Annotated in this window: 21 protein-coding genes; 9 read left to right on the top strand and 12 right to left on the bottom strand. The window is 65.2% G+C overall.

What is annotated here, in order from left to right; genetic code table 11:
- Window position 1: 1 nt before the first annotated feature.
- Complete coding sequence (locus IVA75_RS28190; protein ID WP_247282468.1) at window positions 2–1552, bottom strand: hypothetical protein; 1551 nt, start codon at window positions 1550–1552, stop codon at window positions 2–4.
- A gap of 94 nt (window positions 1553–1646) precedes the next feature.
- Window positions 1647–2642, bottom strand: coding sequence for a hypothetical protein (locus IVA75_RS28195; protein ID WP_247282561.1), 996 nt, complete (start codon window positions 2640–2642; stop codon window positions 1647–1649).
- Between the two features lie 288 nt (window positions 2643–2930).
- Between IVA75_RS28195 and IVA75_RS28200 the strand changes: the two genes are divergently transcribed.
- Both IVA75_RS28200 and IVA75_RS28205 read left to right on the top strand, forming a co-directional pair.
- On the top strand, window positions 2931–3302 hold the full coding sequence (locus IVA75_RS28200; protein WP_027520234.1) for a Crp/Fnr family transcriptional regulator: 372 nt from the start codon (window positions 2931–2933) through the stop codon (window positions 3300–3302).
- A complete protein-coding gene (locus IVA75_RS28205; protein ID WP_247282469.1) occupies window positions 3299–4111 on the top strand; it encodes an MBL fold metallo-hydrolase in 813 nt (270 codons plus the stop codon). Before IVA75_RS28200 ends, IVA75_RS28205 begins: the two co-directional genes overlap by 4 nt.
- Window positions 4112–4268: 157 nt before the next feature.
- Here the strand turns inward: IVA75_RS28205 and IVA75_RS28210 are convergent, their stop codons facing one another.
- From IVA75_RS28210 to IVA75_RS28220, 3 genes are all read right to left on the bottom strand, one after another.
- Window positions 4269–4766 carry a TPM domain-containing protein gene (locus IVA75_RS28210; protein WP_247282470.1) on the bottom strand — a complete coding sequence of 166 codons (498 nt, stop codon included), beginning with the start codon at window positions 4764–4766 and terminating at the stop codon, window positions 4269–4271.
- A gap of 3 nt (window positions 4767–4769) precedes the next feature.
- Complete coding sequence (locus tag IVA75_RS28215; protein ID WP_247282471.1) at window positions 4770–5660, bottom strand: YgcG family protein; 891 nt, start codon at window positions 5658–5660, stop codon at window positions 4770–4772.
- A 132-nt stretch (window positions 5661–5792) separates the two neighbouring features.
- Entirely contained in the window at window positions 5793–6395 is a 603-nt protein-coding gene (locus IVA75_RS28220; RefSeq protein ID WP_247282472.1) for a LemA family protein, read from the bottom strand.
- A gap of 184 nt (window positions 6396–6579) precedes the next feature.
- Between IVA75_RS28220 and IVA75_RS28225 the strand changes: the two genes are divergently transcribed.
- From IVA75_RS28225 to IVA75_RS28235, 3 genes are read left to right on the top strand one after another with little or no spacing between them, the layout of a single operon-like run.
- Window positions 6580–7434: an enoyl-CoA hydratase gene (locus IVA75_RS28225; protein WP_247282473.1), complete on the top strand. Its 855-nt coding sequence runs from the start codon at window positions 6580–6582 to the stop codon at window positions 7432–7434.
- Between the two features lie 5 nt (window positions 7435–7439).
- Window positions 7440–8588, top strand: coding sequence for an acyl-CoA dehydrogenase (locus IVA75_RS28230; RefSeq protein ID WP_247282474.1), 1149 nt, complete (start codon window positions 7440–7442; stop codon window positions 8586–8588).
- Between the two features lie 15 nt (window positions 8589–8603).
- Window positions 8604–9800 (top strand): acyl-CoA dehydrogenase family protein, encoded by a 1197-nt coding sequence (locus IVA75_RS28235; RefSeq protein ID WP_247282475.1) that lies wholly within the window; start codon window positions 8604–8606, stop codon window positions 9798–9800.
- A 212-nt stretch (window positions 9801–10012) separates the two neighbouring features.
- Here the strand turns inward: IVA75_RS28235 and IVA75_RS28240 are convergent, their stop codons facing one another.
- The 3 genes from IVA75_RS28240 to IVA75_RS28250 form a co-directional block, all read right to left on the bottom strand.
- On the bottom strand, window positions 10013–12334 hold the full coding sequence (locus IVA75_RS28240) for a xanthine dehydrogenase family protein molybdopterin-binding subunit (RefSeq protein ID WP_247282476.1): 2322 nt from the start codon (window positions 12332–12334) through the stop codon (window positions 10013–10015).
- Between the two features lie 231 nt (window positions 12335–12565).
- Window positions 12566–13441: a dihydrodipicolinate synthase family protein gene (locus IVA75_RS28245; RefSeq protein ID WP_247282477.1), complete on the bottom strand. Its 876-nt coding sequence runs from the start codon at window positions 13439–13441 to the stop codon at window positions 12566–12568.
- 60 nt (window positions 13442–13501) lie between these two features.
- The gene (locus IVA75_RS28250; RefSeq protein WP_247282478.1) at window positions 13502–14467 is read right to left on the bottom strand and encodes a VOC family protein; all 966 of its coding nucleotides are present in this window, start codon (window positions 14465–14467) and stop codon (window positions 13502–13504) included.
- A gap of 193 nt (window positions 14468–14660) precedes the next feature.
- On the opposite strand from IVA75_RS28250, the gene IVA75_RS28255 reads away from it, so the two are divergent.
- Window positions 14661–15527 (top strand): S1C family serine protease, encoded by an 867-nt coding sequence (locus IVA75_RS28255; RefSeq protein ID WP_247282479.1) that lies wholly within the window; start codon window positions 14661–14663, stop codon window positions 15525–15527.
- Window positions 15524–15895: a helix-turn-helix transcriptional regulator gene (locus IVA75_RS28260; RefSeq protein ID WP_247282480.1), complete on the top strand. Its 372-nt coding sequence runs from the start codon at window positions 15524–15526 to the stop codon at window positions 15893–15895. Before IVA75_RS28255 ends, IVA75_RS28260 begins: the two co-directional genes overlap by 4 nt.
- Here IVA75_RS28260 and IVA75_RS28265 read toward each other — a convergent pair.
- The 4 genes from IVA75_RS28265 to IVA75_RS28280 form a co-directional block, all read right to left on the bottom strand.
- A complete protein-coding gene (locus IVA75_RS28265; RefSeq protein WP_247282481.1) occupies window positions 15892–16965 on the bottom strand; it encodes a HAMP domain-containing sensor histidine kinase in 1074 nt (357 codons plus the stop codon). The two genes, IVA75_RS28260 and IVA75_RS28265, sit on opposite strands and share 4 nt — an antisense overlap.
- Window positions 16952–17644 (bottom strand): response regulator transcription factor, encoded by a 693-nt coding sequence (locus tag IVA75_RS28270; protein WP_007596553.1) that lies wholly within the window; start codon window positions 17642–17644, stop codon window positions 16952–16954. Before IVA75_RS28270 ends, IVA75_RS28265 begins: the two co-directional genes overlap by 14 nt.
- A gap of 97 nt (window positions 17645–17741) precedes the next feature.
- Complete coding sequence (locus tag IVA75_RS28275) at window positions 17742–18191, bottom strand: hypothetical protein (RefSeq protein WP_247282482.1); 450 nt, start codon at window positions 18189–18191, stop codon at window positions 17742–17744.
- 238 nt (window positions 18192–18429) lie between these two features.
- Window positions 18430–20766 (bottom strand): Tex family protein, encoded by a 2337-nt coding sequence (locus IVA75_RS28280; protein ID WP_247282483.1) that lies wholly within the window; start codon window positions 20764–20766, stop codon window positions 18430–18432.
- Between the two features lie 399 nt (window positions 20767–21165).
- On the opposite strand from IVA75_RS28280, the gene IVA75_RS28285 reads away from it, so the two are divergent.
- Together IVA75_RS28285 and IVA75_RS28290 are read left to right on the top strand one after the other, a co-directional pair.
- The gene (locus tag IVA75_RS28285; protein WP_247282484.1) at window positions 21166–22278 is read left to right on the top strand and encodes a ring-opening amidohydrolase; all 1113 of its coding nucleotides are present in this window, start codon (window positions 21166–21168) and stop codon (window positions 22276–22278) included.
- Window positions 22279–22403: 125 nt separating this feature from the next.
- Window positions 22404–23873 carry an amidase gene (locus tag IVA75_RS28290; protein ID WP_247282485.1) on the top strand — a complete coding sequence of 490 codons (1470 nt, stop codon included), beginning with the start codon at window positions 22404–22406 and terminating at the stop codon, window positions 23871–23873.
- The last annotated feature ends 38 nt before the right edge of the window (window positions 23874–23911 follow it).

The following is a 23911-nucleotide window of genomic DNA, read 5'->3' on the forward strand; positions in this document are numbered from 1 at the left end:
GCTAACGCGTCTTAATGAAGCACATGCCGATGCGGCGCGAGGCCGCGGCAGCCTGACAGGTCAATCCTTTAGCACAGCTCCATGACGTAAAACTCCTGTCGGCCGATCCCGATCCCGCATTTTCCAGGGAACAATGCGCGCCCCAGCCGTCCTGATATTCGGTCCCGGCCAGCTCAGTGCTGCCGCGGGTCTGCGGCCGGCTGGCAAATCCGCGTGAGAAATCAGGACGTTTGCCTGCGGCCATCGCGGTCAGGATGTCGCGGCGGCGGACCTGGTCGCCAAGAAAATGCGGCGAAGCCGGCACGATGGTCGCATTGGACGGCTTGTCCGCGAGCCAATCGACGCCCGGGAAATGAAAGCCGCCGATGCCGCGGGTCTGGTGGCAGCCGGCGCAGGTGATATCGTTGAGGCGGCGCTGGAAGCCCGCGACCGAGCGGACGTTCTGGAGATCGATGCCACGCGCCGCAGCCTGCTTCAGCGCACCAACCACGTCGTTGTCGGAGAAGACCGGCTCGCCTTGTCCCTCTCCGTTGCCCTCCCCTTGCATCATCCCGAACTCCGGCTGCAACGGAGAAGCATCGAGGCCGGCGGGCGTCGGCACGATTGCAGCCTTGGCGAGGAATTTCTCCGGGATCAGCACCGTGCCGCGATCGAAGTCGCGAAGATGATCGGGCGCGAGCAGCCAATCCCTGAAGTCGCGCCGGAGATCATTGTCGGCGAGAATGCGGTCGCGGTCGATCTGGTTCTCCAGCGTCGATTCCTCGAAGGTCTTCGACACAGCGTCGTACTTGAACACCTTGAGCAGATAGTCGGAGCGGAAATCGTGCAGCGCTGATTTCGCTGCAACCGAGATCTGAACGTTGGTCTCGATGCGATCGAGCATCGCATCGTAAGGGAAGAAGTCGCTGCCGATCAGCCCCTGCCAGTCGCCATTGCTGAGCCAGCGTCGCGCGACCTCGGCGCAGGTGATCGGCTTGCCGTTCCCGTCCATCTGCCGCGCGTCGCGCGCCTTCATCACCAGATTGAGTGTCATCGGCAGCCGTGTCGCGGACTTGCTACCGTCCGGTTTGGTCTCGAAACGCGCGAGACGATAGATCAGCCTGATCTCGCCGCAAGAGTCTTCCGAGACATAGGCCCGGTCCATGCGGTTGAAGATGCCGGCCAGCACGAAACGGGTGTCGCGGGATTTCAGATTGGCGCGATCGAACAATTGTACGTCGAAGCCCTCGCCGACACCGATGGTCTCGGTCGAATATGCCGCCTTCTGCCGCGCGACGTAGCGGTCGATCTCGGCGTCGATTGCGGGGCGAATTTCCTTGAGCTGCGACAGCCACGAAAACATCAGATCGGTCGTCAGGGGAAAGTTCGCGTTCCGCTCCGGCCACAACAGGCGCGAGATCGTGAATGCGTCGTGCTGGTCGAGCTCGCGCAGGAGATCGGGATCGGTGATCGCCGTGCCGCGCGCCAATTGCGCGTTCTCCGCGGCCAATGACGACACGATGCCGCCGAAAAATACGGCAGCAGCAACGAGAATTCGCAAGGCGCGGCTCATGCCTCAGGTAACACCGCGCAGGGACGACTATTCAAGCAAAAAGGCGCTTCACCTGGTGGTGAAGCGCCTCTTCGAAAGCCGGATGATGAGCGGCTCAGCGCGCGACGATCAGCCCTTTGCTGGTGACGACCACCCAGCGGCCGTCCTGGCGGCGGATCGCATCGACACGGCCAACCCCTGGGATGGGGTCACCGGCATAAACCTCGTAGAGCCCACCGCGGCCCTCGACCAGTGCACCACCGTTGGAGACGTCGCGCAGCACCCAGCCTTCGACCGTCGGCAGCCTGCCGACCTCGGTCTTGGGTGCGGCGGGAGCCGGCGTAGCTGCTGCGGTCGCAACCTGGGCCGGCGCGATCGAGCCGGTGGTCTCACGGGCCGGCACGGCGGCTGCGGCCTGGGCGAGCGCCGCCGGCGGAGTGGCACGGAGCTTGTCGACGGTCTCGGACAGCTTCGCGATTTTGGCCATCGGCTCGGCTTGCGCCTTCTCGAGCTTGTCGAGGCGGTCGTTGGTCCGGTTGAACTGGCCGAGGCCGGTCTTGGAGGTGTGCTCGACATTGGCCTTGAGCGCGACGACATCGGCATCGATCCGGGCGACCGAGGATTCCAGCGCGCTGGTGTCGGCGACCTGTGCCGGCGCGGGGCTTGCGAAGTGCATCATCCCTGCGGTCGCGAGCGCGCCGCTGATGGCGCCGACACTGGCCGCAATCGCCACCACCGCGGCCATCGCCGACAGGCGGCGCTTGCCGCCGGTCTCGCGCGGCTCGTCCGCCTTCACATGCGGCGCAAACTCCTCACCGCCCCAAGACCGCTCCGCGGGTGCCATGACGATGAGCTTGCCGGGCTTTGGCTCGGACCTGGTTTCGGGCTTGGGCTCGGCTTTGGTTTCGAACTTCGGCGTCTCGATCCTCGATGCCTCGATTTTTGGGGGCTCGACCTTGATTGGATCGGGCTTGACCGGATCAGGCTTCGGCGGCGTCTCGTGGTCGGGGGCAATCGAGGGGGCCTCGATGCCGGCAGCAGCCTCGATGGCCTGCGGCACGGTCGCTGCGGCTACGACGACGCCAGTATCCTGGGCGGCCTGCTCGGGCATTGGTTCGCTCACGGCTCAAATACTCCAGTCTCGGTTGACCTTTTGGTAACTTTCATTGCTTGCGAATTCCTTACCTGCGGACCCGCTTACCAAAATTTTAGGAACTCATCCGGGGCCGAATTGGGCCGGGAAAGTGGAACCGGTGTGACGGCGTGCAACAAATCGTCAGCCGATGCTGCCCTGCGGTAGGCACGCTCCCGCCAGAACAGGCTGTTTGCCCGCCCCTGTTACCCCGCTAACATGACTGCCTGTCAGCCAGAACGGCTGCAGAGGCCCTTGGGGGGTGTCATGACGATCGAGAAGTGCATCAACGAGTTTGGCGTCGATGACATCATCTTCGAGGAAGGCTCGACCGGCCGCGAGCTGTACGTTGTCCTCGACGGGGAGGTCGAGATCGCCAAGTTCAGCGGCGCCAGCAAGACCAGCATCATCAAACTCGGCAAGGGCGAATTCTTCGGCGAGATGGCCGTGATCGACGGCTCCGCACGTTCGGCGACGGCGATCGCGGCGGCGCCGAACACCAAGGTGATGAGGGTCAACCACGCCCGCTTCGTCTATCTCGTCAGCCAGCAGCCGGCGTTTGCGCTGATGGTGATGGACGCGCTGTCGAAACGCCTGCGCGCCGCCAACGCGGTCAGCTACCGGGCAGCCCAATCATGAGCGACGGCAAGCCGACGGCCTTTCCGGTCCTGATGAAGAACGACACCTGCTCGCTGATCCAGGCGGCGGACGACGTCTACCAGATCCGTTTCTCCAATCGCGCCGCCAACGTCTATCTCGTGCGCGGCTCGGCGCGGACCATCCTGATCGATACCGGGCTGTCCTCGAATTATGCGGCGATGGTCGAATGCCTGAACTTCGTCGGCTGCCCGCCGGAGAAGATCGACATGGTGGTGCTCAGCCACGAGCATCTCGACCACATCGGCGCGGCGTGGCACTTCAACGAGCGTCGCACCTTCGTCGCCGCCCATCGCCTCGCCGCCAACAAGATCATGCTGCGCGACGACTTCTCGATGCTGCGGAAGATGTTCAACGAGCCGAACGTGCCTGTTAATATCGACATCTGGCTCGAGGAGGGTAATTTGATCGACCTCGGCAATTTCCGTCTCAACGTGATGCACACGCCCGGCCACACCTCGGCCTGCATCACGCTGTTCGACCAGGACAAGGGGCTGTTGTTCGCCGCCGATACGCTCATGCCCGGCGGCGTGATGGGCGGCGTGTTCGGCTCGGGCAGCATCGCCGACTACATCGAATCGCTGGAGCGGCTGAAGGGGCTGGACTCGAAGATCCTGCTGTCCGGGCACGGGCGCCTGTCGGACACACCGCAGCAAGACGTCCGCATCGCGATTGCTAGGTCGCATGGATTGCTGGACGACACCGCGCAACTGTTCGACGCGCTTGATGCGCGCTCGAACTTCGAGCCGATCATGCAGTCGGTGCGGGATCTGAACAAGCTGGATGATTAGGTGGGCTGGCGGCTGCGTGTGACTCTTTGCGAAAGAAGCACGGCGCTTCAGCATCGTCATTGCGAGCGCAGCGAAGCAATCCAGAGTCCCGCGGAGGAGACAGTCTGGATTGCTTCGCTACGCTCGCAATGACGGAGTGTAGGGTTATCAGCCGGGACTACATCACCACCGGCGCATCCGGCAGCTCGTTCGCATGCGGGCCCTGCGGCGGGAAATGCTTTGCCAGCTCGCGGGACACCGCCTCGATCCCGCCGATCACGCCGCGCTCGAATTGCCCTGACCTGAACTCCGCCTCCATCGCGCGGCAGATGCTCTCCCAGCCCTCGGCGCCAACCTTCGCATCGATACCGCGGTCGGCGACGATCTCGACATCGCGGTCGGCGAGCAGGAGATAGATCAGGACGCCGTTGTTGTGCGCGGTGTCCCAGATGCGCAGCTGCGAGAACACGTCGAGCGCCCGCTCGCGCGCCGGCTGGTTGCGAAACAGCGGGCCGCCATCGAGCGCGCCTTCGACCACGAACCGCACCTGGCCGGAATGCATGGCTTCGCCACGCTTGATCGCCTGCTCGATGCGGTCGAGCACGTCTTTCGGAAACACCTGCTTGGCACGCCAATGATGCTGGAGCAGATGCCGGGTGATGCGCCTGATGCTCATGACCTACCAGCTCCCCGAAGCACCGCCGCCGCCAAAGCTGCCGCCACCGCCGCTGAAGCCGCCGCTCGACGACGACCCGCTGCTCCAGCCGCCGGATGACGAGCCGCTCGACCACGAGCCGCGACGCGAGGATCCCGTGCCCGATCCCGCCCCAAACAGATCGGCAATAAACGTCAGGACAGCGCCGAGCAAACCGACACCCAGTCCAATGATCGCAGAGCCGATCACGAACCAGGCGATGACACCAACGATCGCTCCGGTTATCCCCGAACCGAACAGCCGCCCGAACATGGAGCGCAGGATACCGCCGATGACCAGCGGGCCGAACAGCAGAAAGAAAAAGAGCGGCTCGATGTCGTTCCAATCGCCGAAATTCACGCTCCGCGAGGGCGTCGGCAGCGGCTCGCCATCGATGACGCGGATCATGCGATCGACGCCCGCCGTGATGCCGCCGGCGAAATCGCCACTCCTGAATTTCGGCGTGATGGCTTCGTCGATGATGCGCCGCGACGTGACGTCGGGGAGCGCGCCCTCGAGGCCGTAACCGACCTCAATGCGGAGGTGCCGGTCGTTCTTGGCCACCACGAGGATGGCGCCGTCGTCGATCTTCTTGCGTCCGATCTTCCAGGCCTCCGCAACGCGGATCGCGAACTGCTCGATGGTCTCCGGATCCGTCGTCGGCACGATCAGGACGACGAGCTGGCTGCCTTTGCGGGTCTCGAAGTCCTGCAGCTTTTGCGACAGCGCGGCGATGTCGCCGCTGGAGAGCGTGCCGGTCTGATCGACCACGCGGCCGGTGAGCTGGGGTATGGCGACGTCGGCTGAGGCGGGAAGCGCAAAGGTGAACAGGAGCGCGACCGTGATGGCAACACGCCACCACACACTCGCTGTCATCGCCCGGCTCGACCGGGCGATCCAGTATTCCAGAGACGCCAGCGGGATACGGTGAAGCCGCGGCGTACTGGATTCCCCGCTTTCGCGGGGAATGACAGTGGCGGATGGGGCATGCATCGGGGTCGAAGGCACTTACTTCGATGGCGCCGGATTGAAATCGACCTTCGGTGCGGTCGAGATTTCCTTCTCGTTTGCGACCGAGAAGTTCGGCTTCTCCTTGTAGCCGAACATCATGGCAGTGACGTTGCTCGGGAACGAACGGATGGTGACGTTGTAGTCCTGCACCGCCTTGATGTAGCGGTTGCGCGCCACCGTGATGCGGTTCTCGGTGCCCTCGAGCTGCGACATCAGATCCTTGAACAGCGCATCCGACTTGAGCTGCGGGTAGTTCTCGGTGACCACGAGCAGCCGGGACAGCGCGCCGGAGAGCTCGCCCTGCGCCGCCTGGAATTTCTGGAATGCGGCGGGATCGTTCAGCACCTCGGGCGTCGCCTGGATGCTGCCGACCTTGGCGCGGGCATTGGTGACGCCGAGCAGCACATCCTTCTCCTGCTGCGCAAAACCTTTCACCGAGTTGACGAGGTTGGGCACGAGATCGGCGCGGCGCTGATACTGGTTCACGACCTCGGACCAGTTGGCCTTGATCTGCTCGTCCTCGCTCTGGATCGCGTTATAGCCGCAATTGGTGAGGCTCAACGAGGCCAGCGCCGCCAGCACGGTCAGGATCTTGCGCATCAAATTTCTCCCGGTGGAATCGGGCGCAAGCTACCAGATTGCGCGCGCGAGATGCCAGACATCTTGCGTCCTGGCCGTGGCCTGTGAAAAGCAGCCGATGTACGCAAGCCTCTTGCTTAATCCTGGCTGTAATAGTCAACTTGAGGGAACAATAATGCCAGGTCGGGAACGCCAGGGGAACGCGATGAGCTCGTTCGAGACCATCCTCGTGGAGAGGCCGGAGCCGGCGATTGTCCGGGTCGTGATGAACCGGCCCGACGCGCGCAACGCGCAGAACCTGCAAATGACCTACGATCTCAACGCCGCCTTCGATCAGGCGGTCCAGGACGACGCGGTCAAGGTGATCATTCTCGCCGGCAATGGTCCGCACTTCTCCTCAGGCCATGACCTGCGACCCGGCAGCAAGAATGAAGCGGGCGTGGATTTTCCGCCGATCGGAAATTGGGGCGGCTTCGCCGAAGCAAACGCTCATGGCCGCTACGCGCGCGAGCAGGAGATCTATCTCCAGATCACGCGGCGCTGGCGCAACCTCGCCAAGCCGACCATTGCAGAGGTGCACGGCAAATGCATCGCCGGCGGCCTGATGCTGGCATGGGCCTGCGATCTCATCATCGCCAGCGACGATGCGCAGTTCTGCGATCCCGTGGTCACCATGGGTGTCTGCGGCGTCGAATGGTTCGTGCATCCCTGGGAGCTCGGCCCGCGCAAGGCCAAGGAATTTCTGTTCACGGCCGATAGCTGGAGCGCGCAGGAGGCGCATCAACTCGGGATGGTCAACCGGGTCGTGCCGCGCGCAGAGCTGTCATCCGCCGTGCTGGCGCTGGCACGCCGGATCGCATCAAAGCCGTCCTTTGCGCTGAAGCTGACCAAGGAGGCGGTGAATCGTTCGGTTGACGTGATGGGCCAGCCCGCCGCGATCGACCAGGCCTTTGCGCTGCATCAGCTCTGTCACGCCCACAATCTTCAGGAATTCGGCATGATTGTCGATCCATCCGGCCTGCACCCCTCCGTGCGCAAGCCGCCAGCGGCCGCGGAGTAGATACGATGGATCTCAATCTCACCGACGAGCAACGGCTGCTGCGCGAAAGCGCGGGGCGCTTCGTGGCCGAAAGCTACGATGCCGATCACCGCCGCAAGATGGCGAACGATCCGCTCGGCTTCAGTCCGGCGGCGTGGAAACAATTCGCAGAACTGGGCTGGCTGGCGCTGCCGATTGCGGAAGAGTTTGGCGGGCTCGGCGGCAGCGCGGTCGAGATCGGCATCTTGATGGAGGCCTTCGGCCGCGGGCTGGTGTCGGAACCGTATATCGCAACGATCGTGCTTGGCGCTGCGTTGATCGAGCGATGCGGCAGCACGGCGCAGAAGCAGGCAATCCTGCCGAAGATCGCGGACGGATCGTTGAAGCTCGCGTTCGCGCATTCCGAGCGCGCGGCGCGGTTCGATCTTGCCAAGGTTGCAACCACCGCTCACAAGACGGCGCAAGGCTGGCACCTTGCCGGCAGCAAGATTGCCGTGCTCGACGGCCATGCCGCGGACGAGATCATCGTCTCCGCGCATATCCATGATCATCAGGGGCCCTCCGGCCGCATCGGCCTGTTCCTGGTGCCGGCGACGACGCCGCGTGTTGCGATCTCCGACTACGAGCGGCTCGGCGGCGGGCGCGCCTGCAACATCGAGCTGTCGGATGCGCAACTGCCGGAGGATGCCTTGCTCGGCAATGGGCATGACGCGCTGCCGGCCATCGAATGGGCCGTTGACCGCGTCATGGCCGCGCTTGGCGCCGAGGCCGTCGGCATCATGCAGGTGCTGCTGGACACCACGCTGGAGTACACAAAAATTCGAAAGCAATTCGGCCGGCAGCTCTCGGCCAACCAGGTGATCCGCCACCGCCTCGCCGACATGGCGGTGCAGGTCGACGAAGCGCGCTCGATTGCGCTGCGCGCCGCGCTGAAGGTCGACGCCGATCCGGTTGAGCGTGCGCGGGCGGCATCGGGCGCGAAGGCGAAGATCGGCAAATCCGCGCGTTTCGTCGGCGAGCAGTCGATCCAGCTTCACGGCGGCATGGGCGTCACCGAGGAGCTCGAGGTCGGCGCTTATTTCAAGCGGCTGGTCGCGTTCGACACGTTGTTCGGCGGCAGCGCGCACCACTATGGCCGCCACGCCCGGCTTGGCCGCGCCACCGTGCCGGCCTGACACAAGGAGCGCATCATGGACCTGTCGTTCAATGCCGAGGAGCGCGCCTTCCAGGACGAGGTGCGCGGCTTCATTGCCAAGAATCTCACCGAGGAGATGAAGCGCGCGACCGCGCTGACGCCGTCGGTGTTCTCCGACCCCGATATCGGCATGGCCTGGCAGCGCACGCTGCACAAGCAAGGCTGGGGCGCGCCGGGCTGGCCGGTCGAGCATGGCGGTCCCGACTGGACGCCGGCGCAGCGCTGGATCTTCGAGACTGAAAGCGCGCGGGCCGGCGTGCCCAACGTCAACGTGATGGGCGTGAAGATGGTCGGCCCCGTCATCATCGGCTTCGGCTCGGCGGAGCAGAAGAACTTCTACCTGCCGCGCATTCTGTCCGGCGAGGATTATTGGTGCCAGGGCTATTCCGAGCCGGGCTCCGGCTCCGATCTCTCCTCGCTGAAGACCCGCGCGGTGCGCGACGGCGACGACTACATCATCAACGGCACCAAGATCTGGACCACGCATGCCCATCACGCCAACCGCATGTTCGCGCTGGTGCGCACCAGCGACGGCCCGCGGCAGCAGGATGGCATCAGCTTCATCCTGATCGACATGAAGACGCCGGGCATCACGACCCGCCCCATCCTCACCATCGGCGGCGACCACGAGGTCAACCAGGTATTCTTCGACGATGTGCGCGTTCCCATGGCCAACCGCGTTGGGGAGGAAGGCAAGGGCTGGACCTACGGCAAGTATCTGCTCGAGTTCGAGCGCGGCTCCGGCATTGCGTCGGCAAAATTGCGCGAAGGGCTGAAGGCGATCGCGGATCTCGCCGAGTCCGACTTGACGGGCCGCGCGATCGACAGTCCTGATATCGCGACGCGCATCTCCGAGGTCGAAGTGGACATCGACGCGCTGGAGATGACCGAGCTGCGCGTGCTGTCGGCGCTGCAGACCGGACAGAATCCCGGCGCGGTGTCGTCGATCCTGAAGCTGCGCAACAGCGAGATCCGGCAGGCCGTGACCCGGCTCGGCGCAGACGTGATCGGCCATGACGCCCTCGCGGTCGAGCCGATGCGCCCGCTCTACAGGCTCAACCACGAGCCGGCGATGCCGGAGGAGATGCTGACGGTGGTGCCGGAATATCTCAACGGACGCGCCTACACGATCTTTGGCGGCACCTCGGAGATCCAGCGCGACATTATTGCGAAGATGATGCTGGGGATTTGAAGGGGCGGGCAATTTGCTAACGCGCGCGCTACACACTCGCTGTCGTCCCGGCGAAGGCCGGGACCCATACGCCGTGACGAAGTCGTAGCGCGAAGCTGGTAACCACCCGTCTTCCAAATTTGACTCGGTGGTTATGGGTCCCGGCCCCCCGTGCGCAATGGCGCACTAGGCCGGGACGACGGCGGAAATCGCCGCCACAGCGAGGGCTACGCCTACCCCACCTTCGCGTCCTTGATCGCCTGCCAGATCTTCTGCGGCGTCAGGGGCGTGTTGAGCTGGGTGATGCCGAGCTCGGCGAGCGCATCCATCACGCCATTGGTGACGCAGGGGGGGCCGCCAATGGCGCCGGATTCGCCGCAGCCCTTGGCGCCGAGCGGATTGGTGCGGCAGGGCGCGGAATCATCGAGCGTCACCACGATCGGCGGAACGTCGTCGGCGCGCGGGATGCAGTAGTCCTGGTAGCTTGCGGTGAGCAGCTGTCCGTCGGCATCATAGGACACGCCCTCATACAGCGCCTGGCCGATGCCTTGTGCGACACCCCCATGGATCTGGCCGGTGACCAGCATCGGGTTCACGGCGACACCGACGTCGTCGACGGTCGTGTAGCGCACGACCTTGGAGACGCCGGTCTCCGGATCGATCTCGACCTCGCAGATATGCGTGCCGTTCGGCCAGCTCGGACCATCGACCTCGCCTTCGGAATCGACGCTGAGTTTTGCGCCGCTCTCCTTCTCTGCAATATCGAACAGGCTGATGCGGCGGTCGGTGCCGACCACGGTGAGCATGCCGCCCTGGTACTCGATGTCTTCGATCGAGGTCTCCAGCACGTTCGCCGCCTTCTCGCGCGCCTTCTGGATCAGATCGTTGGAGGAGACCGCGACCGCCGTGCCGCCGACGAACAGCGACCGCGAGCCGACGCTGCCAAAGCCCGTCGCCAGATCGGTGTCGCCCTGGACCACGTCGATCTTGTCCATGGCAATGCCGAGCGTGTCGGAGATCATCTGGGTGTAGGTGGTCTGCAACCCCTGCCCCATCGCCATGGTCCCGGAATGCAGCACGACGCGACCTTCCGACGTCGCGTGCAGGCTGACCTTCTCGGTGTGAGCGCGGCCGCCGGTCCATTCGATATAGGAGGTGAGCCCGCGGCCGTAGAGCAGGCCCTTCTTCTTCGCCGCCTTCTTGCGCGCGGCAAAGCCGTCCCAGTCGGCGAGCTTCACGGCACGGTCGAGCATGTGCGCGAAGGCGCCGGAATCGTAAACCTGGCCGGCAGCATTGATATAGGGCAGTTGCGCCGGCTTGATGTAGTTGGCTTTCCGGATCGCGCGTGGATCCATGCCGATTTTCCGCGCGGCCGCGTCGAACAGGCGCTCGACGATGAACACGGCCTCGGGCCGGCCCGCACCGCGATAGGCACCGACCGGCGCCGTGTGAGTCATCACCGACTTCACCTCGAAATGCACCAGCGGCAGATCGTAGACGCCGGTCTGCACGAACGGGCCCAGCACCAGCGGAATGATGTTGGCCGCGCCCGAGGAATACGCGCCGGTGCAGCCGATCGAGCTGACGCGATAGGCCAGCACCTTGCCTTTCTCGTCGAGTGCGAAGGAAGCGGTCGAGGTCAGATCGCGGCCATGGGTGCCGCCGACGAATTCGTCGGTGCGGTCCCCGCGCCAGCGGATTTTTTTGTTCAGCTTGGTTGCGGCATAGGCGACGATGCCGTCCTCGGGATAGAGGTTGGTCTTCTGGCCAAAGCCGCCGCCGATATCGCCGACCAGCACGCGAACGCTGTCCTTCGGACGCTTCAGGACGGCCTCGGCCAGCACGTCGCGAGTCGAGGCAGGCGTCTGCGACTGCACATGCAGCAGAAGGCGGCCGGATTTCTTGTCGATCTCAGCAATGGTCGAGCGCGGCTCCATCGCCGACGGCACGAGGCGCTGGCTGACGAGATCGAGCTCGACCGTATGCGCCGCCTTGGCAAAAGCCTCGTCCACCTTGGCAGCATCGCCGTAAGCCATCGCGCCGACGATGTTGTCGGGGGCTTCCGGCCACACCAATGGCGCGCCGGGCTTGACCGCCTCGACGGGATCGACCACCGCCGGCTGCACGTCATATTCGACCACGATCGCTTCGGCTGCGCTCTGCGCGTCGGCACGCGAGGAGGCCACTACGGCGGCCACGGCCTCGCCGGCATAGCGTACGATTTCGTGCGCCAGCAGGCGGCGTGGCGGCACCGTCATCGGCTTGCCGTCGGGGCGCTTGAAGATGCTCAAGGTCGGGATGACGCCGATGTCGTCCTTGACGAGGTCGGCGCCGGTGTAGACCGCGGTCACGCCGGGCATCGCGGCCGCCGCACTGGTGTCGATCGAGACGATCTTCGCGTGGGCATGCGGCGAGCGCAGCAGGTACAACCACAGCGCGCCATCTTCCGGCTTGTCGTCGATGAACTGCCCCTTCCCGGTGAGCAGCCGCTGGTCTTCCAAACGCTTGACGGGTTGCCCCGCTCCGAAACGCAAATTGCCGGGAAGAATGTTCATTCCGTGGGGTCCTCAGGCTCTTTTCGAAAGTGCGGGCCGCCTTTTAGCGGATCGATCAAGGGCATACCAGCCGCGCTTTTAGGCGGTATATCCGCGATTTCGTCATGCCCGGACTTGTCCCGGGCATCCACGTACTTTCGTGTGGAGGCGCGTGGATGGCCGGACATAGGCGAGCGAAAGCGACCCCGTCCTTCGGACGGCTATGCCCGGCCATGACGACGAGGGGACCGGCTACGCCAGCTCCCGCAAGGCCGCTTCCACGACCTTGCGCGCATCGGCGGTGAGTGCGGCCTGCGGCGGGACGGGATCGCCGACGTCGTAGCCCTGGAAGGCCAATCCGGCCTTGATGCAGGCCGCCAGGTTAAAGCGGGCAAAAGCCTCGTTGATGCGCCACAGCCTGCGCTGGAGCGCCATCGCCTCGTCCCAGCGACCGGCCTTGCAGAGGTCGTACAGCGCGACGCTCTGGCGCGGGATGATGCAGGCCGGGCCCGCCATCCAGCCGAGGCCTCCGATCAGCATCACGGCAGCCGGGATGTGGGCGGAGGCCGAGAACACCCGCAAGGCATCGCCGCAGCGGTTCATGATCGAGAGCAGCCGGCCGGTGTTGGTCGAGGCGTCCTTGATGTAGCCGATGCGCGGATGCTCGGCGAGGCGCGCAATGACGTCGAGGGTCAAATCAGAGCGCTGGAATTGCGGATTGGTGTAGATGACGACCGGGATGTCCACAGCATCGGCGATGGCGCGGAAATAGGATTCGATTTGAGCGTCGGCGAGCGGGAAATAGGCTTCCAGGATAGCCAGAATGCCGTCGGCGCCGAGCTTCTGATACGCTATCGCCTGCGCCACCGCGTCAGCCGTCGAGGTGGAGGCAACGCCCGCGACAACAGGCACACGTCCCTTTGCCGCTTCGATCGCGGCCTGCACCACCGCGGTGCGTTGGGCGGCGTTGAGATAGGCGAACTCGCCGGTCGAGCCGAGCGGGGTCAGACCATGGACGCCGGCGCCGATCAGATCGTCGCAGAGCTTTGCGAGGACGTTCGTCCGCACCGCGCCGTCGGCATCGACGGGCGATACGAGATAGGGGAAGACACCGCGAAAATCGGGCATGTCAGGGGACCCGGAGACTGGTTTGCACCTGACGGGTCTTAGCAACGCCGGCGCAGGCGATCAAACCCTGATCAACCGCACCCGCGTGCCCCAGGGATCGATCGCCTCCACGCCATTGGCCAGCCCCGTGACTTTCGCGCCGCCCTTGCGCAGGCGCTCGTCCTGCGCGGCAAGCAGGTCCGGCTTCTCCGTCACCAGCGAGAACCAGGCGAGCCCTGTTGCCTGATCGTCGCGTTGGCCGGCACCCTGGCTCTGCCAGACGTTCATGCCGAGGTGATGGTGGTAGCGGCCCGACGACAGGAACGCGGCACCGTTGCGGCTGCGGGTCGGGTCCAGGCCGATGGCACCGTGGTAGAAGCGCTCGGCCTGCGCGAGGTCGCCGACGCGCAGATGCATGTGGCCGATGCGCAGACCGTCCGGCGCCTTGGCATAATCAGGCACGCGCGTATTGGTCAGCGACAGCAGGTCGGGAATGTTGAGCTCGTCGGCCGCCATCTTCACGCTGCCCTCGCTCCACTGCCATTGCGAGGGATCGCGGTCGGCATAGACCTCGATCCCGTTGCCTTCGGGATCGTCGAAATAGACGGATTCGCTGACGAGGTGATCGGCGAAGCCCGAAAGCGGCACACGATGCGAAGCGGCTGCCACCAGCCAGCGCGCCAGGTCCTTGCGGGTCGGCATCAGGAAGGCGGTGTGATAGAGGCCCGCGGCGTCGCGCGGCTCGATTGTGGCATCGGGACGGGCCTCGAGCACCAGCAGCGTGATACCGGCTGTGCCGAGCCTTGCGGCAGTTGCCGAGCGTTCCATCACGGTGAGCCCGATGACGTCGCGGTAGTAGTCCGCAACCTTGTCGAGATTTTTCACGCGGAGCGTCACCATCCCGACCCGCATCGGCGTGCGGCTGGCATAGGTCGGCCCACCGCCCTGTGGTGCGCCCTCAGCGCGCGCCGCGCCCGCCGCCGCCATTGCCAGCGAGGCGGCGCCGGCAAGTTCGAGCAGGGTGCGGCGGGTGAGGTCGATGGTCATCGGTCAGGCTCGCTGAAAATCGTGAAGACGGCGCAATTTCGCGATTGCTACACGTTCCCGTGAGCGGCTCCCAATCACATGTTCGTCGGCGGTGGTCTTACAGACCAGCTTCCCTGCTCATTTCCTGGCCAAGCGGCCAGTTACGCAATCGCCCGCGACATCCCAGATTGAGGTCAGCTTACAGGAGCCTGCCATGACCGCCTCAACTCCCCTGACCTCGCTGTCGTCCGCGCTCGCGGACGTCGTGGCGCGCACCGCGCCGTCCGTCGTCGCCGTGCATTCGCATCGCTCCCGCGCCACCGGCTTCGTCTGGAAGCCCGGCCTGATCGTCACCGCCGACGAGGCGCTGGCCGATGAGGGGGACGTCGAAATCGGCCTCTCCGACGGCAGCACCGCAGCCGCCACGATTGCAGGCCGCGACCATACGACGGATATCGCCCTGCTGCGCGTCGATACGGCGCTGACCCCGGTCAAGCTGGCCACAATTGTCCCGCCCCTCGGCGCGTTGTCGGTCGTCGTCGCCACCAACCGCGATGCCCCGAGCGCCGCGCTCGGCATGGTTTCGCTATCCGGCAAGAGCTGGCGCTCCTTGCGCGGCGGCGACATCGATGCGCGGATCGAGATCGACGTCTGCTTGCGCTCCAGCCAGCAGGGCGGCCTCGCGCTCGATGCATCGGGCGAAGCCTTCGGCATGGCCGTGCTCGGCCCGAGGCGTGTGCTGGTGATCCCGACGGCGACGATCGAGCGGGTCGCGGCCCAATTAGAGGCCCGCGGCCGTATCGCACGCGGATATCTCGGCCTCGGGCTGCAGCCGGTCCGGCTCGACGACGGCGTCGGCGCGATGGTGATGAATGTCGACAAGGCCGGCCCTTCGGCCGCGGCCGGCATCCGCCAGGGCGACGTCATCGTCGCCGTCAACGACCAGAAGCTGTCCGGTGTACGCGCGCTGTCGCGGACGCTGGGTCCGGCGAGCGTGGGCGCGGTGGTCGATATCGCGGCGCGCCGCGGCGGCGAGCCGGTCAGCTTCAAGGTTACGATCGGCGAGAGGCCGGCGGCGTGAGCGAGGACATCGCGCCCGAGATCGTGTTGGCTTTGGAGATCGACGATCCCGCCCTCGCCGATCGCCTGGCTGCTCTGCTCGGCAATATCGCCGGGCTTCGCCTCGCCGAACCCGGCGAGAAGGCCGCAGCGGCGATCGTCACCCGCGATCCGCGCATCATGCCTGACGACATCGCGCTGACACAGCGCGAGCTCGATGTGCTGGCGTTGATGGCGGAGGGTGGCTCCAACAAGATGATCGCGCGTCAGCTCGGCATTTCCGTCCACACGGTGAAATTCCATGTCGGCTCGCTGCTCGACAAGCTGGATGCCACCGGCCGCACCGATGCGGTGGCTCATGCGGCACGCCGCGGCGTGATCGAGCTCTAGGGCGGGTGCGGCGGGAAACTGAGCTGGACCGACAGGCCCGGCGCGTTGTCGTGCAGGGCAATCTCGGCGCCATGGAGGCGAGCGACCGCGGCGACCAGGCTTAAGCCGAGGCCGTTACCGGGCGTGTAGCGGCTCTGCTCCAGCCGGTAGAAGCGCTTGAACACGTGATCGCGCTGATCCGCCGGAATGCCCGGACCGTCGTCGACGATCGCGATCACTGCCCCCTCGTTGGCACTGCGGCAGGTGACGGTCACCTGCCCGCCCTTGCAGCCGTGCTTGATCGCGTTATCGACGAGATTGGCGACGGCGTCGAACAGAAGGTCGCGATCGCCAATAATCGCCACCTTGCGGTCGCCGCCCAGGCTGAGCCGCGTCGCGACCTGTTCGGCGGCGGCATCGTAGAGCTCGACGACCTCGCCGGCGATTTCGGCGAGATTGAGGGTGCGAAACGCGCTGCGGCGGGCGCGGGTCTCGATCTCCGAGATGCGAGTGATTGAGGCGAACATGCCGAGCACGGCATCGAGATCGGCGATGGTGTCGCCGATCAGCACCGCGTCGGCCTCGCCGTTGCGAGGGGTGTGATAGGCCTTCTCCAGCCGGCCGCGCATGCGCGTCAGCGGCGTGCGCAAATCATGGGCAACGTTGTCGCTGACCTGCTTGACCTCGCCCATCAAAGTCTCGATGCGGTCGAGCATCTGGTTGAGGTTTTCGGCGACACGGTCCCACTCGTCGTGACTGCCGCGCAAGGGAATGCGCTGGTCGAGGCCGGACATCATGATGGCGCGGCTGGTGGCGTTGATCTCCTCGATTCGCCCGACCGTGCGGCGCGTCACCAGCACCGCGGCGAGCCCCGCGAGCACCAGCATCAGCACCGCGACAGCGACCATTGCGAGCTCGATCATCGCGGTGAAGCCGCTGTGATCGCCGGCATCGCCGACACGGTTCTGCACATAGGCGATCGTGCCGAAATAGACATAGGCCATGATCGCCGCGACGATCAGCCCGAACGCCGCGATCGCGATCAGCGCCAGGCGGAAGGTCGAGGAGCGGAGCGTTTTAGCCAGGAGCACGGAGACAATATCCGATGCCGCGGATGGTGTGGATCAGTGGATAGGCCTGGGCATCATCGACCTTGCGGCGGACGCGACCGACATAGACGTCGATGATGTTGGTGGAGGGATCGAAGTGCAGATCCCAGACATGCTGGAGCAGCATCGCACGCGAGACGACGCGGCCCTCGTTGCGGACGAGATATTCGAGCAGCTGGAATTCCCGCGGCAACAGCGGAATCTTCCGGCCGCGGCGGCTCGCGCTCCGCGCGATCAGATCGATGGCGAGATCGCCGACCCGCAGGATTGTCTCCTTGGCAACGGTGTCGCTGCGCCGGCCGAGTGCCTCCAGCCGCGCCAGCAATTCGGTGAAGGAGAACGGCTTGACGAGATAATCGTCGCCGCCGGCGCGCAAGCCGCGCACGCGATCGTCGACCTCGCCAAGTGCGGAAATGATCAGGAACGGCGCGGCGATGCCGTCGTCGCGCAACTGGCGCATCACGCTGATGCCGTCGATGTCGGGCAGCATGCGGTCGATGGTGATCACGGCATAGTCGCGCGCGGCGCCGTGGCTGAGGGCTTCGCGCCCCGTGGCGGCGAGATCGACGTCGTAGCCAGAAATCGTCAGCTCCTCGACGAGTTGGCCTGCGGTTTCCGCATCGTCCTCGACGACCAGAATGCGGCGGTGACCTCCGGACATGATAAACTCCGCGCGACGATCGCCACCAGACTATCCCGTTCCGGGGCTGAGCGGAACCGCCCGATGACGATCGCGACAATGGTGCGGTACGGCGATGCTAGTACCAAGAGTCTCCGCACACATTGACCCATTGCCACCCATAGGGCGTCAAGCTCCTGCGCCAACAGCCGTCATTGTAGCCGGCATAGTAATAGGGCGCACCGAAGACGGCGAAACGACGGAAGTGATGGTGGTGGAAGGCATGGTGGCCGTGCCAGCCGGCACCGGCAAAGCGTGGTCCGATCGCGCCATGCGCAAAGCGCGGTCCACCGAAGCCTGCTTCGCCAACATGGGCAAAGCGCGCACCGCCCATGCCGCCCACATGCATGCCGCCGAAGCCACCGGCGTGCATACCGCCACCGAAATGCCCACCACCGCCGAAATGTCCGCCACCGCCGAAGCCGCCATGTCCGCCACCACCGCCACCTCTGGCGAGCACCGGTGAAGCGAGCGCCATCACCGCTGCGATCGTCACCGCGGTGAGGCCTTTGAGAAGCCTGTTGTCCATCGAAGCATCCTCCGTGCTGCGCGACAATATTCTGCCGCGCGAGGAGGATCAGATGAGAGCAAGGGACAGGCGCCTTCAACTTACAAACGCGCCAGATTCTGACGCCGGTGTTAGGGAGAGGACCCGCTCTCTCCTCGTCATTGCGAGGAGCCCTTGCGACGAAGCAATCCAGAGTCCCGCTGTGGAAAGATTCTGGATTGCTTCGCTGCGCTCGCAATGACGACGCGGATAGAAGAAGCTACGCCCGCTTGCCGCCGTTCTTCTCCGCCGCGCGGCGCAGCGCTTCGGCGAGTGCGCCGCCGCCGGAAGATTCCTGCTGGCGCGGGGCCGACGATGTCATGCGGGAGGGGTTGCGTGAGCTGTTGTCCCGCTGCATGCCGGGCGCGTCCTTCTTGGCGCCGACCTCGTCGTCGAGGCGCAGTGTCAGCGAGATGCGCTTGCGCGCGACCTCGAAGTCCAGCACCTTCACCTTGACGATGTCGCCGGGCTTCACCACCTCGCGCGGATCCTTGATGTAGGTCCTGGACATCGCCGAAATGTGCACCAGGCCGTCCTGGTGCACGCCGATGTCCACGAAGGCGCCGAACGCGGCGACGTTGGTCACGGTGCCCTCGAGGATCATGCCCTTCTTGAGGTGCTTGATCTCCTCGACGCCATCCATGAACACAGCGGCCTTGAACGCCGGACGCGGGTCGCGGCCGGGCTTCTCGAGCTCGCGCAGGATGTCAGTGACGGTCGGCAGACCAAACGTCTCGTCCACGAAGTCTTTCGGCTTCAGCGTGCGAACGATGTCGCTGCTGCCGATCAGCGCCTTGATGTCGCTCTTGGTGGCGCTGAGAATCCGGCGCACCACCGGATAGGCTTCCGGATGCACGCCGGAGGCGTCGAGCGGATCCTCGCCGCCGAGGATGCGCAGGAAGCCCGCGCACTGCTCGAACGCCTTGGGGCCGAGCCGCGGCACGTCCTTCAGCGCCTTGCGCGACTTGAACGGCCCGTTGGCGTCGCGGTGTGCCACGATGCTCGAGGCGAGGCCGGAGCCGACACCCGATACGCGCGCGAGCAGCGGAGCGGACGCGGTGTTGACGTCGACGCCGACTGCGTTCACGCAGTCTTCGACCACGGCATCGAGCGATTTGGCGAGCTTGGCCTGGCCGAGGTCGTGCTGGTACTGGCCGACGCCGATCGCCTTGGGCTCGATCTTGACCAGCTCGGCGAGCGGATCCTGAAGCCGCCGCGCGATCGACACCGCGCCGCGCAAGGTGACGTCGAGATCAGGCAATTCCTCCGAGGCAAAAGCGGAGGCTGAATAAACCGACGCGCCGGCTTCCGACACCACGATCTTGGTCATCTTCAAGTCGGGCAGGCCCTTGACGAGGTCGGCCGCGAGCTTGTCGGTCTCGCGCGAGGCGGTGCCGTTGCCGATCGCGATCAGCTCGACGCGATGTTTCAGCGCGAGCTTGCCAAGGATCGCAAGCGCCTCGTTCCACTGCCGCTGCGGCTCGTGCGGATAGATCACGGCGGTATCCACCACCTTGCCGGTCGCATCCGTGACGGCAACCTTGACGCCGGTTCGGAAGCCGGGATCGAGACCCATGGTGACGCGGGTGCCGGCGGGCGCGGCCAGCAGGAGGTCGCGCAGGTTCGAGGCGAACACGCGCACGGCCTCGGTCTCGGCCGCATTCCACAGCCGCATGCGCAAGTCGATGTTGAGATGCACCTGGATCTTGGTGCGCCAGGCCCAGCGCACGGTGTCGATCATCCAGCGGTCGCCGGCGCGCTTGAGGTCGGCGATGCCGAACCGCTTCATGATCTTCAGCTCATAGACACTCGGCACGCCCGGCGGCGATGGTTCGGTCTCGGCCTGGATCTGGAGATCGAGGATCTCTTCCTTCTCGCCGCGGAACATCGCAAGGATCCGGTGCGAGGGCAGCTTCGTCAGCGGCTCGGAGAACTCGAAATAGTCGGCAAACTTTTCGCCCTCGGTCTTCTTGCCGTCGCGTACCTTGGATGCCATGCGCGCATTGGTCCACACCTCCTCGCGAAGCGCGCCGATCAAATCGGCGTCTTCGTCGAAACGCTCGACCAGGATGGCGCGGGCGCCGTCGAGCGCCGCAGCGGCATCCGCAACGCCCTTCTCTGCATTGACGAAGGCTTCGGCGACGACCTTCGGATCGTTGGTGGGCTCGGCCATGAGCTGATTGGCGAGCGGCTCGAGGCCGGCTTCTTTGGCGATCTCCGCCTTGGTGCGGCGCTTCGGCTTGAAGGGTAGATAGATATCTTCGAGGCGCGCCTTGCTGTCGGCGGCGAGAATGGAGGCTTCCAGCGCGGCATCGAGCTTGCCCTGCTCGCGGACCGATTCGAGGATGGCCTTGCGGCGGTCCTCGAGCTCGCGCAGGTAACCCAGGCGTTCCTCCAGCGTGCGCAATTGCGCGTCGTCGAGCGCACCGGTCGCTTCCTTGCGGTAGCGGGCGATGAAGGGAACCGTGGCGCCGCCGTCGAGCAGCGCCACAGTCGCCTCGACCTGCTCCGCCCGAACCCCAAGCTCCTGCGCAATTTTCTGGTTGATATTTGCCACGCGAGAACCCCTCTATCCAAGCACGCATCGCGGAGGCGAACCACCGGCTGCGGGACGCCGCTTATGGACCAATCGGGGTTGATTCATCAAGGTGCAGCGGACAACCGTCGACAAGGGATTTTTTGTCGAAGCGATGCGATCTCGCCACAATCGTGGGTGCGACGCAGACGGCGCACATATCCCCGTCGTCCTGGCGAAAGGCAGGGCCCATACCGCGTGATTCATCGATTGTGAGCGGTAGGCGTACCGAACGATGAGCCTTCGCCAAACTGACCCCTGGGGTAGTGGATCCTGGCGTTCGCCAGGACGACGATGGGGATTGCCTTGACACCTTGACAGACACCCTCGTTCGACGGCTGTTTTGTCCGCCGGGCTCCTGAACCCCATGTGAGGACTATAATGCGTACCACGTCGGTCGGCGTCATTAGAATCGCCACCAAAGGCCCCGGCGACGTCTCCGGATTGATCAGCATGATCGGCTCCGACGCGATCGATCCGACATCCATCCTGGCGATCCTCGGCAAGACCGAAGGCAATGGCGGCGTCAACGACTTTACCCGGGAATATGCCGTTGCCGCGCTGTGCACGGCGCTGGCGCCACGGCTCGGGCTGTCGCCGCAGGACGTCGAGCAGCGCATTGCTTTCGTGATGTCCGGCGGCACCGAGGGCGTGCTCAGCCCGCACATTACAGTGTTCACGCGCAGGGAAGTCCCGCAGCGCCCGGCAGGCATCTCCGGCAAGCGCCTGAGCATCGGCATGGCGCAGACGCGGGATTTTCTCCCTGAAGAGCTCGGGCGCTCCGCTCAGATCACGGAGACAGCCGAGGCCGTGAAGGCCGCGATGGCGGATGCCGGCATCGCCGATCCCGCCGACGTCCACTTCGTGCAGATCAAGTGCCCGCTGCTCACCAGTGAGCGCGTCGCGGCGGCGAACGCGCGCGGCCACAAGACGGCGACGACCAGCGCCTACAGCTCGATGGCCTATTCGCGCGGCGCCTCCGCGCTCGGGGTTGCGGTCGCGCTCGGCGAGATCGCAACCGACATACGCGACGAAGACGTGCTGCGACGCTACGATCTGTTTTCGAACGTCGCCTCGACCTCGTCCGGAATCGAGCTGATGCACAACGTCGTCATCGTGCTCGGCAATTCGATGTCCTCGACGAGCGAATTCGAGATCGGACATGCCGTGATGAGCGATGCGATCGACGCTGCCGCCGTGCTCGCGGCGCTGGAGAGCGTTGGGCTCCGTGCCGCGCCGCAGACGACGACCGGCCGCGAGTTCGTCAACATTTTCGCCAAGGCCGAGGCCTCGCCTGACGGCAGCGTGCGCGGCTTCCGCCACACCATGCTGGAAGATACCGATATCAGCTCGACGCGCCACGCCCGGGCTGCCGTTGGCGGGTTGATTGCCGGCCTTGCCGGCACCGGGGCAGTCTATGTCTCCGGCGGCGCCGAGCATCAGGGCCCCGCCGGCGGCGGGCCGGTCGCGGTGATCGCAAAGCTCTCGAATTGATGCGCGCGCATGCAATGCGGGATTACCTCTCCATCCGGCGCAACCCTGCCCTTCGCGCCGCCTCAGTTGATTAAAGTGTTTCCGTGCGAAACTAAGATGGCGCCGCACGAAGAGGTTTGGATCGCATGACTTTCCCGATGAGCTGGAACGAATGGGCGCAGCACGATGGCGTGGGGCTGGCCGCGCGCGTCCGCAAGGGCGAGCTCACGGCGAAGGAGTTGGCGCGCCAGGCCGCCGCGGGCGTTGCCAAGGTCAATCCGGCACTGTCGGGCGTGGTCGAGCTGTTCGATGACGTGATCGCCGATCCGGCCAAGGACGGCGCCAATCTCGCTGGCCCGTTCGCAGGCTTGCCCTTCCTGATGAAGGACCTCGGCCCGACCATGAAGGGTCGGCTCCAGGAGATGGGCTCGCTGCTGATGCGCGGCAATCGCGCCAGCGCCGACACGTTCCTGACCGGCAAATTCCGCCAGGCCGGACTGAACCTGATCGGACGCACCACGACGCCGGAATTCGGCGTCTGCAGCTCGGCCGACAATCCGGCCGTCTATGTCACGCGCAATCCCTGGGATACCGACTACACCACCTGCGGCTCGTCGGCCGGCAGCGCCGCGATGGTCGCGGCCGGCGTGGTGCCGATCGCGCATGCGACCGACGGCGGCGGCTCGATCCGCATTCCCGCCGGCGTCAACGGCAATATCGGCCTGAAAGTCTCGCGCGGCGTATTCTCGCTCGCACCGCACATGTCCGATCTCACCGGCCTGGTCTCGATCCAGGGCTGCCAGTCGCGCTCGGTGCGCGACACCGCCGCCTTCGTCGATCATGCAAGGGGAGCGGCGCCGGGCGAGTTCATGCCGTTCTGGACCACGGCGCAGCCCTATTCCGAGATGATCAAGCGCGATCCGTCAAAGCTTCGCATCGCGCTGTCGCACAGCTGGGGCGACTACACCGCGACGCCAGAGATCGCCGCCGAGCTGGCGAAGGCCGGCCGCTTCCTCGAAGGCCTCGGCCATCACGTCGACTACGCCCTGCCCGAGCTCGACTTCCGCGCCGCGTTCGAGGCGCAGACCACCTGCTACATCTCGAATTTTGCGGTGGTGATCTCGAACATGCTCGCCGCGCGCGGACTGGAACGGCCGCCGGAAGACCTCATCGAGCCGATGAATATCAGGATCTGGGAAGCCGGCCGGCATACGAGCTTCGCCGAGCGGGCGAAGATGCAAGGCGTGTTCAACACGACCTCGCGCGCCTTCGGCGCTTTCTTCGAGCAGTGGGACGTGATCCTGACCCCGATCACTGCGCTGCCGACGCCGAAGGTGGGCACCCGGGAGTATCTCACCATCTCCGACAATCCTGACGTGCTCGACTGGTTCGGCAATCTCTGGCGCTTCTTCGCCTTCACGCCACTCGCCAATCTCTGCGGCATGCCGGCGATCTCGATGCCGATGGCCACGCAGAACCACGGCCTGCCGCTCGGCATCCAGGCGATTGCGAAACAGGCCAATGACGGCCTGCTGCTGCAACTCGCCGCCCAGATCGAGCGCGCGCTCGACGGCAAGTGGAACGATGGCAGGAAGCCGAAGGTGCATGTGAGCTGAGTGAGTTGATCGCATTAACTTGCGATCCGCTAACTGCC

The organism is Bradyrhizobium sp. 134 (genome assembly GCF_023074155.1).
GTDB lineage: Bacteria > Pseudomonadota > Alphaproteobacteria > Rhizobiales > Xanthobacteraceae > Bradyrhizobium.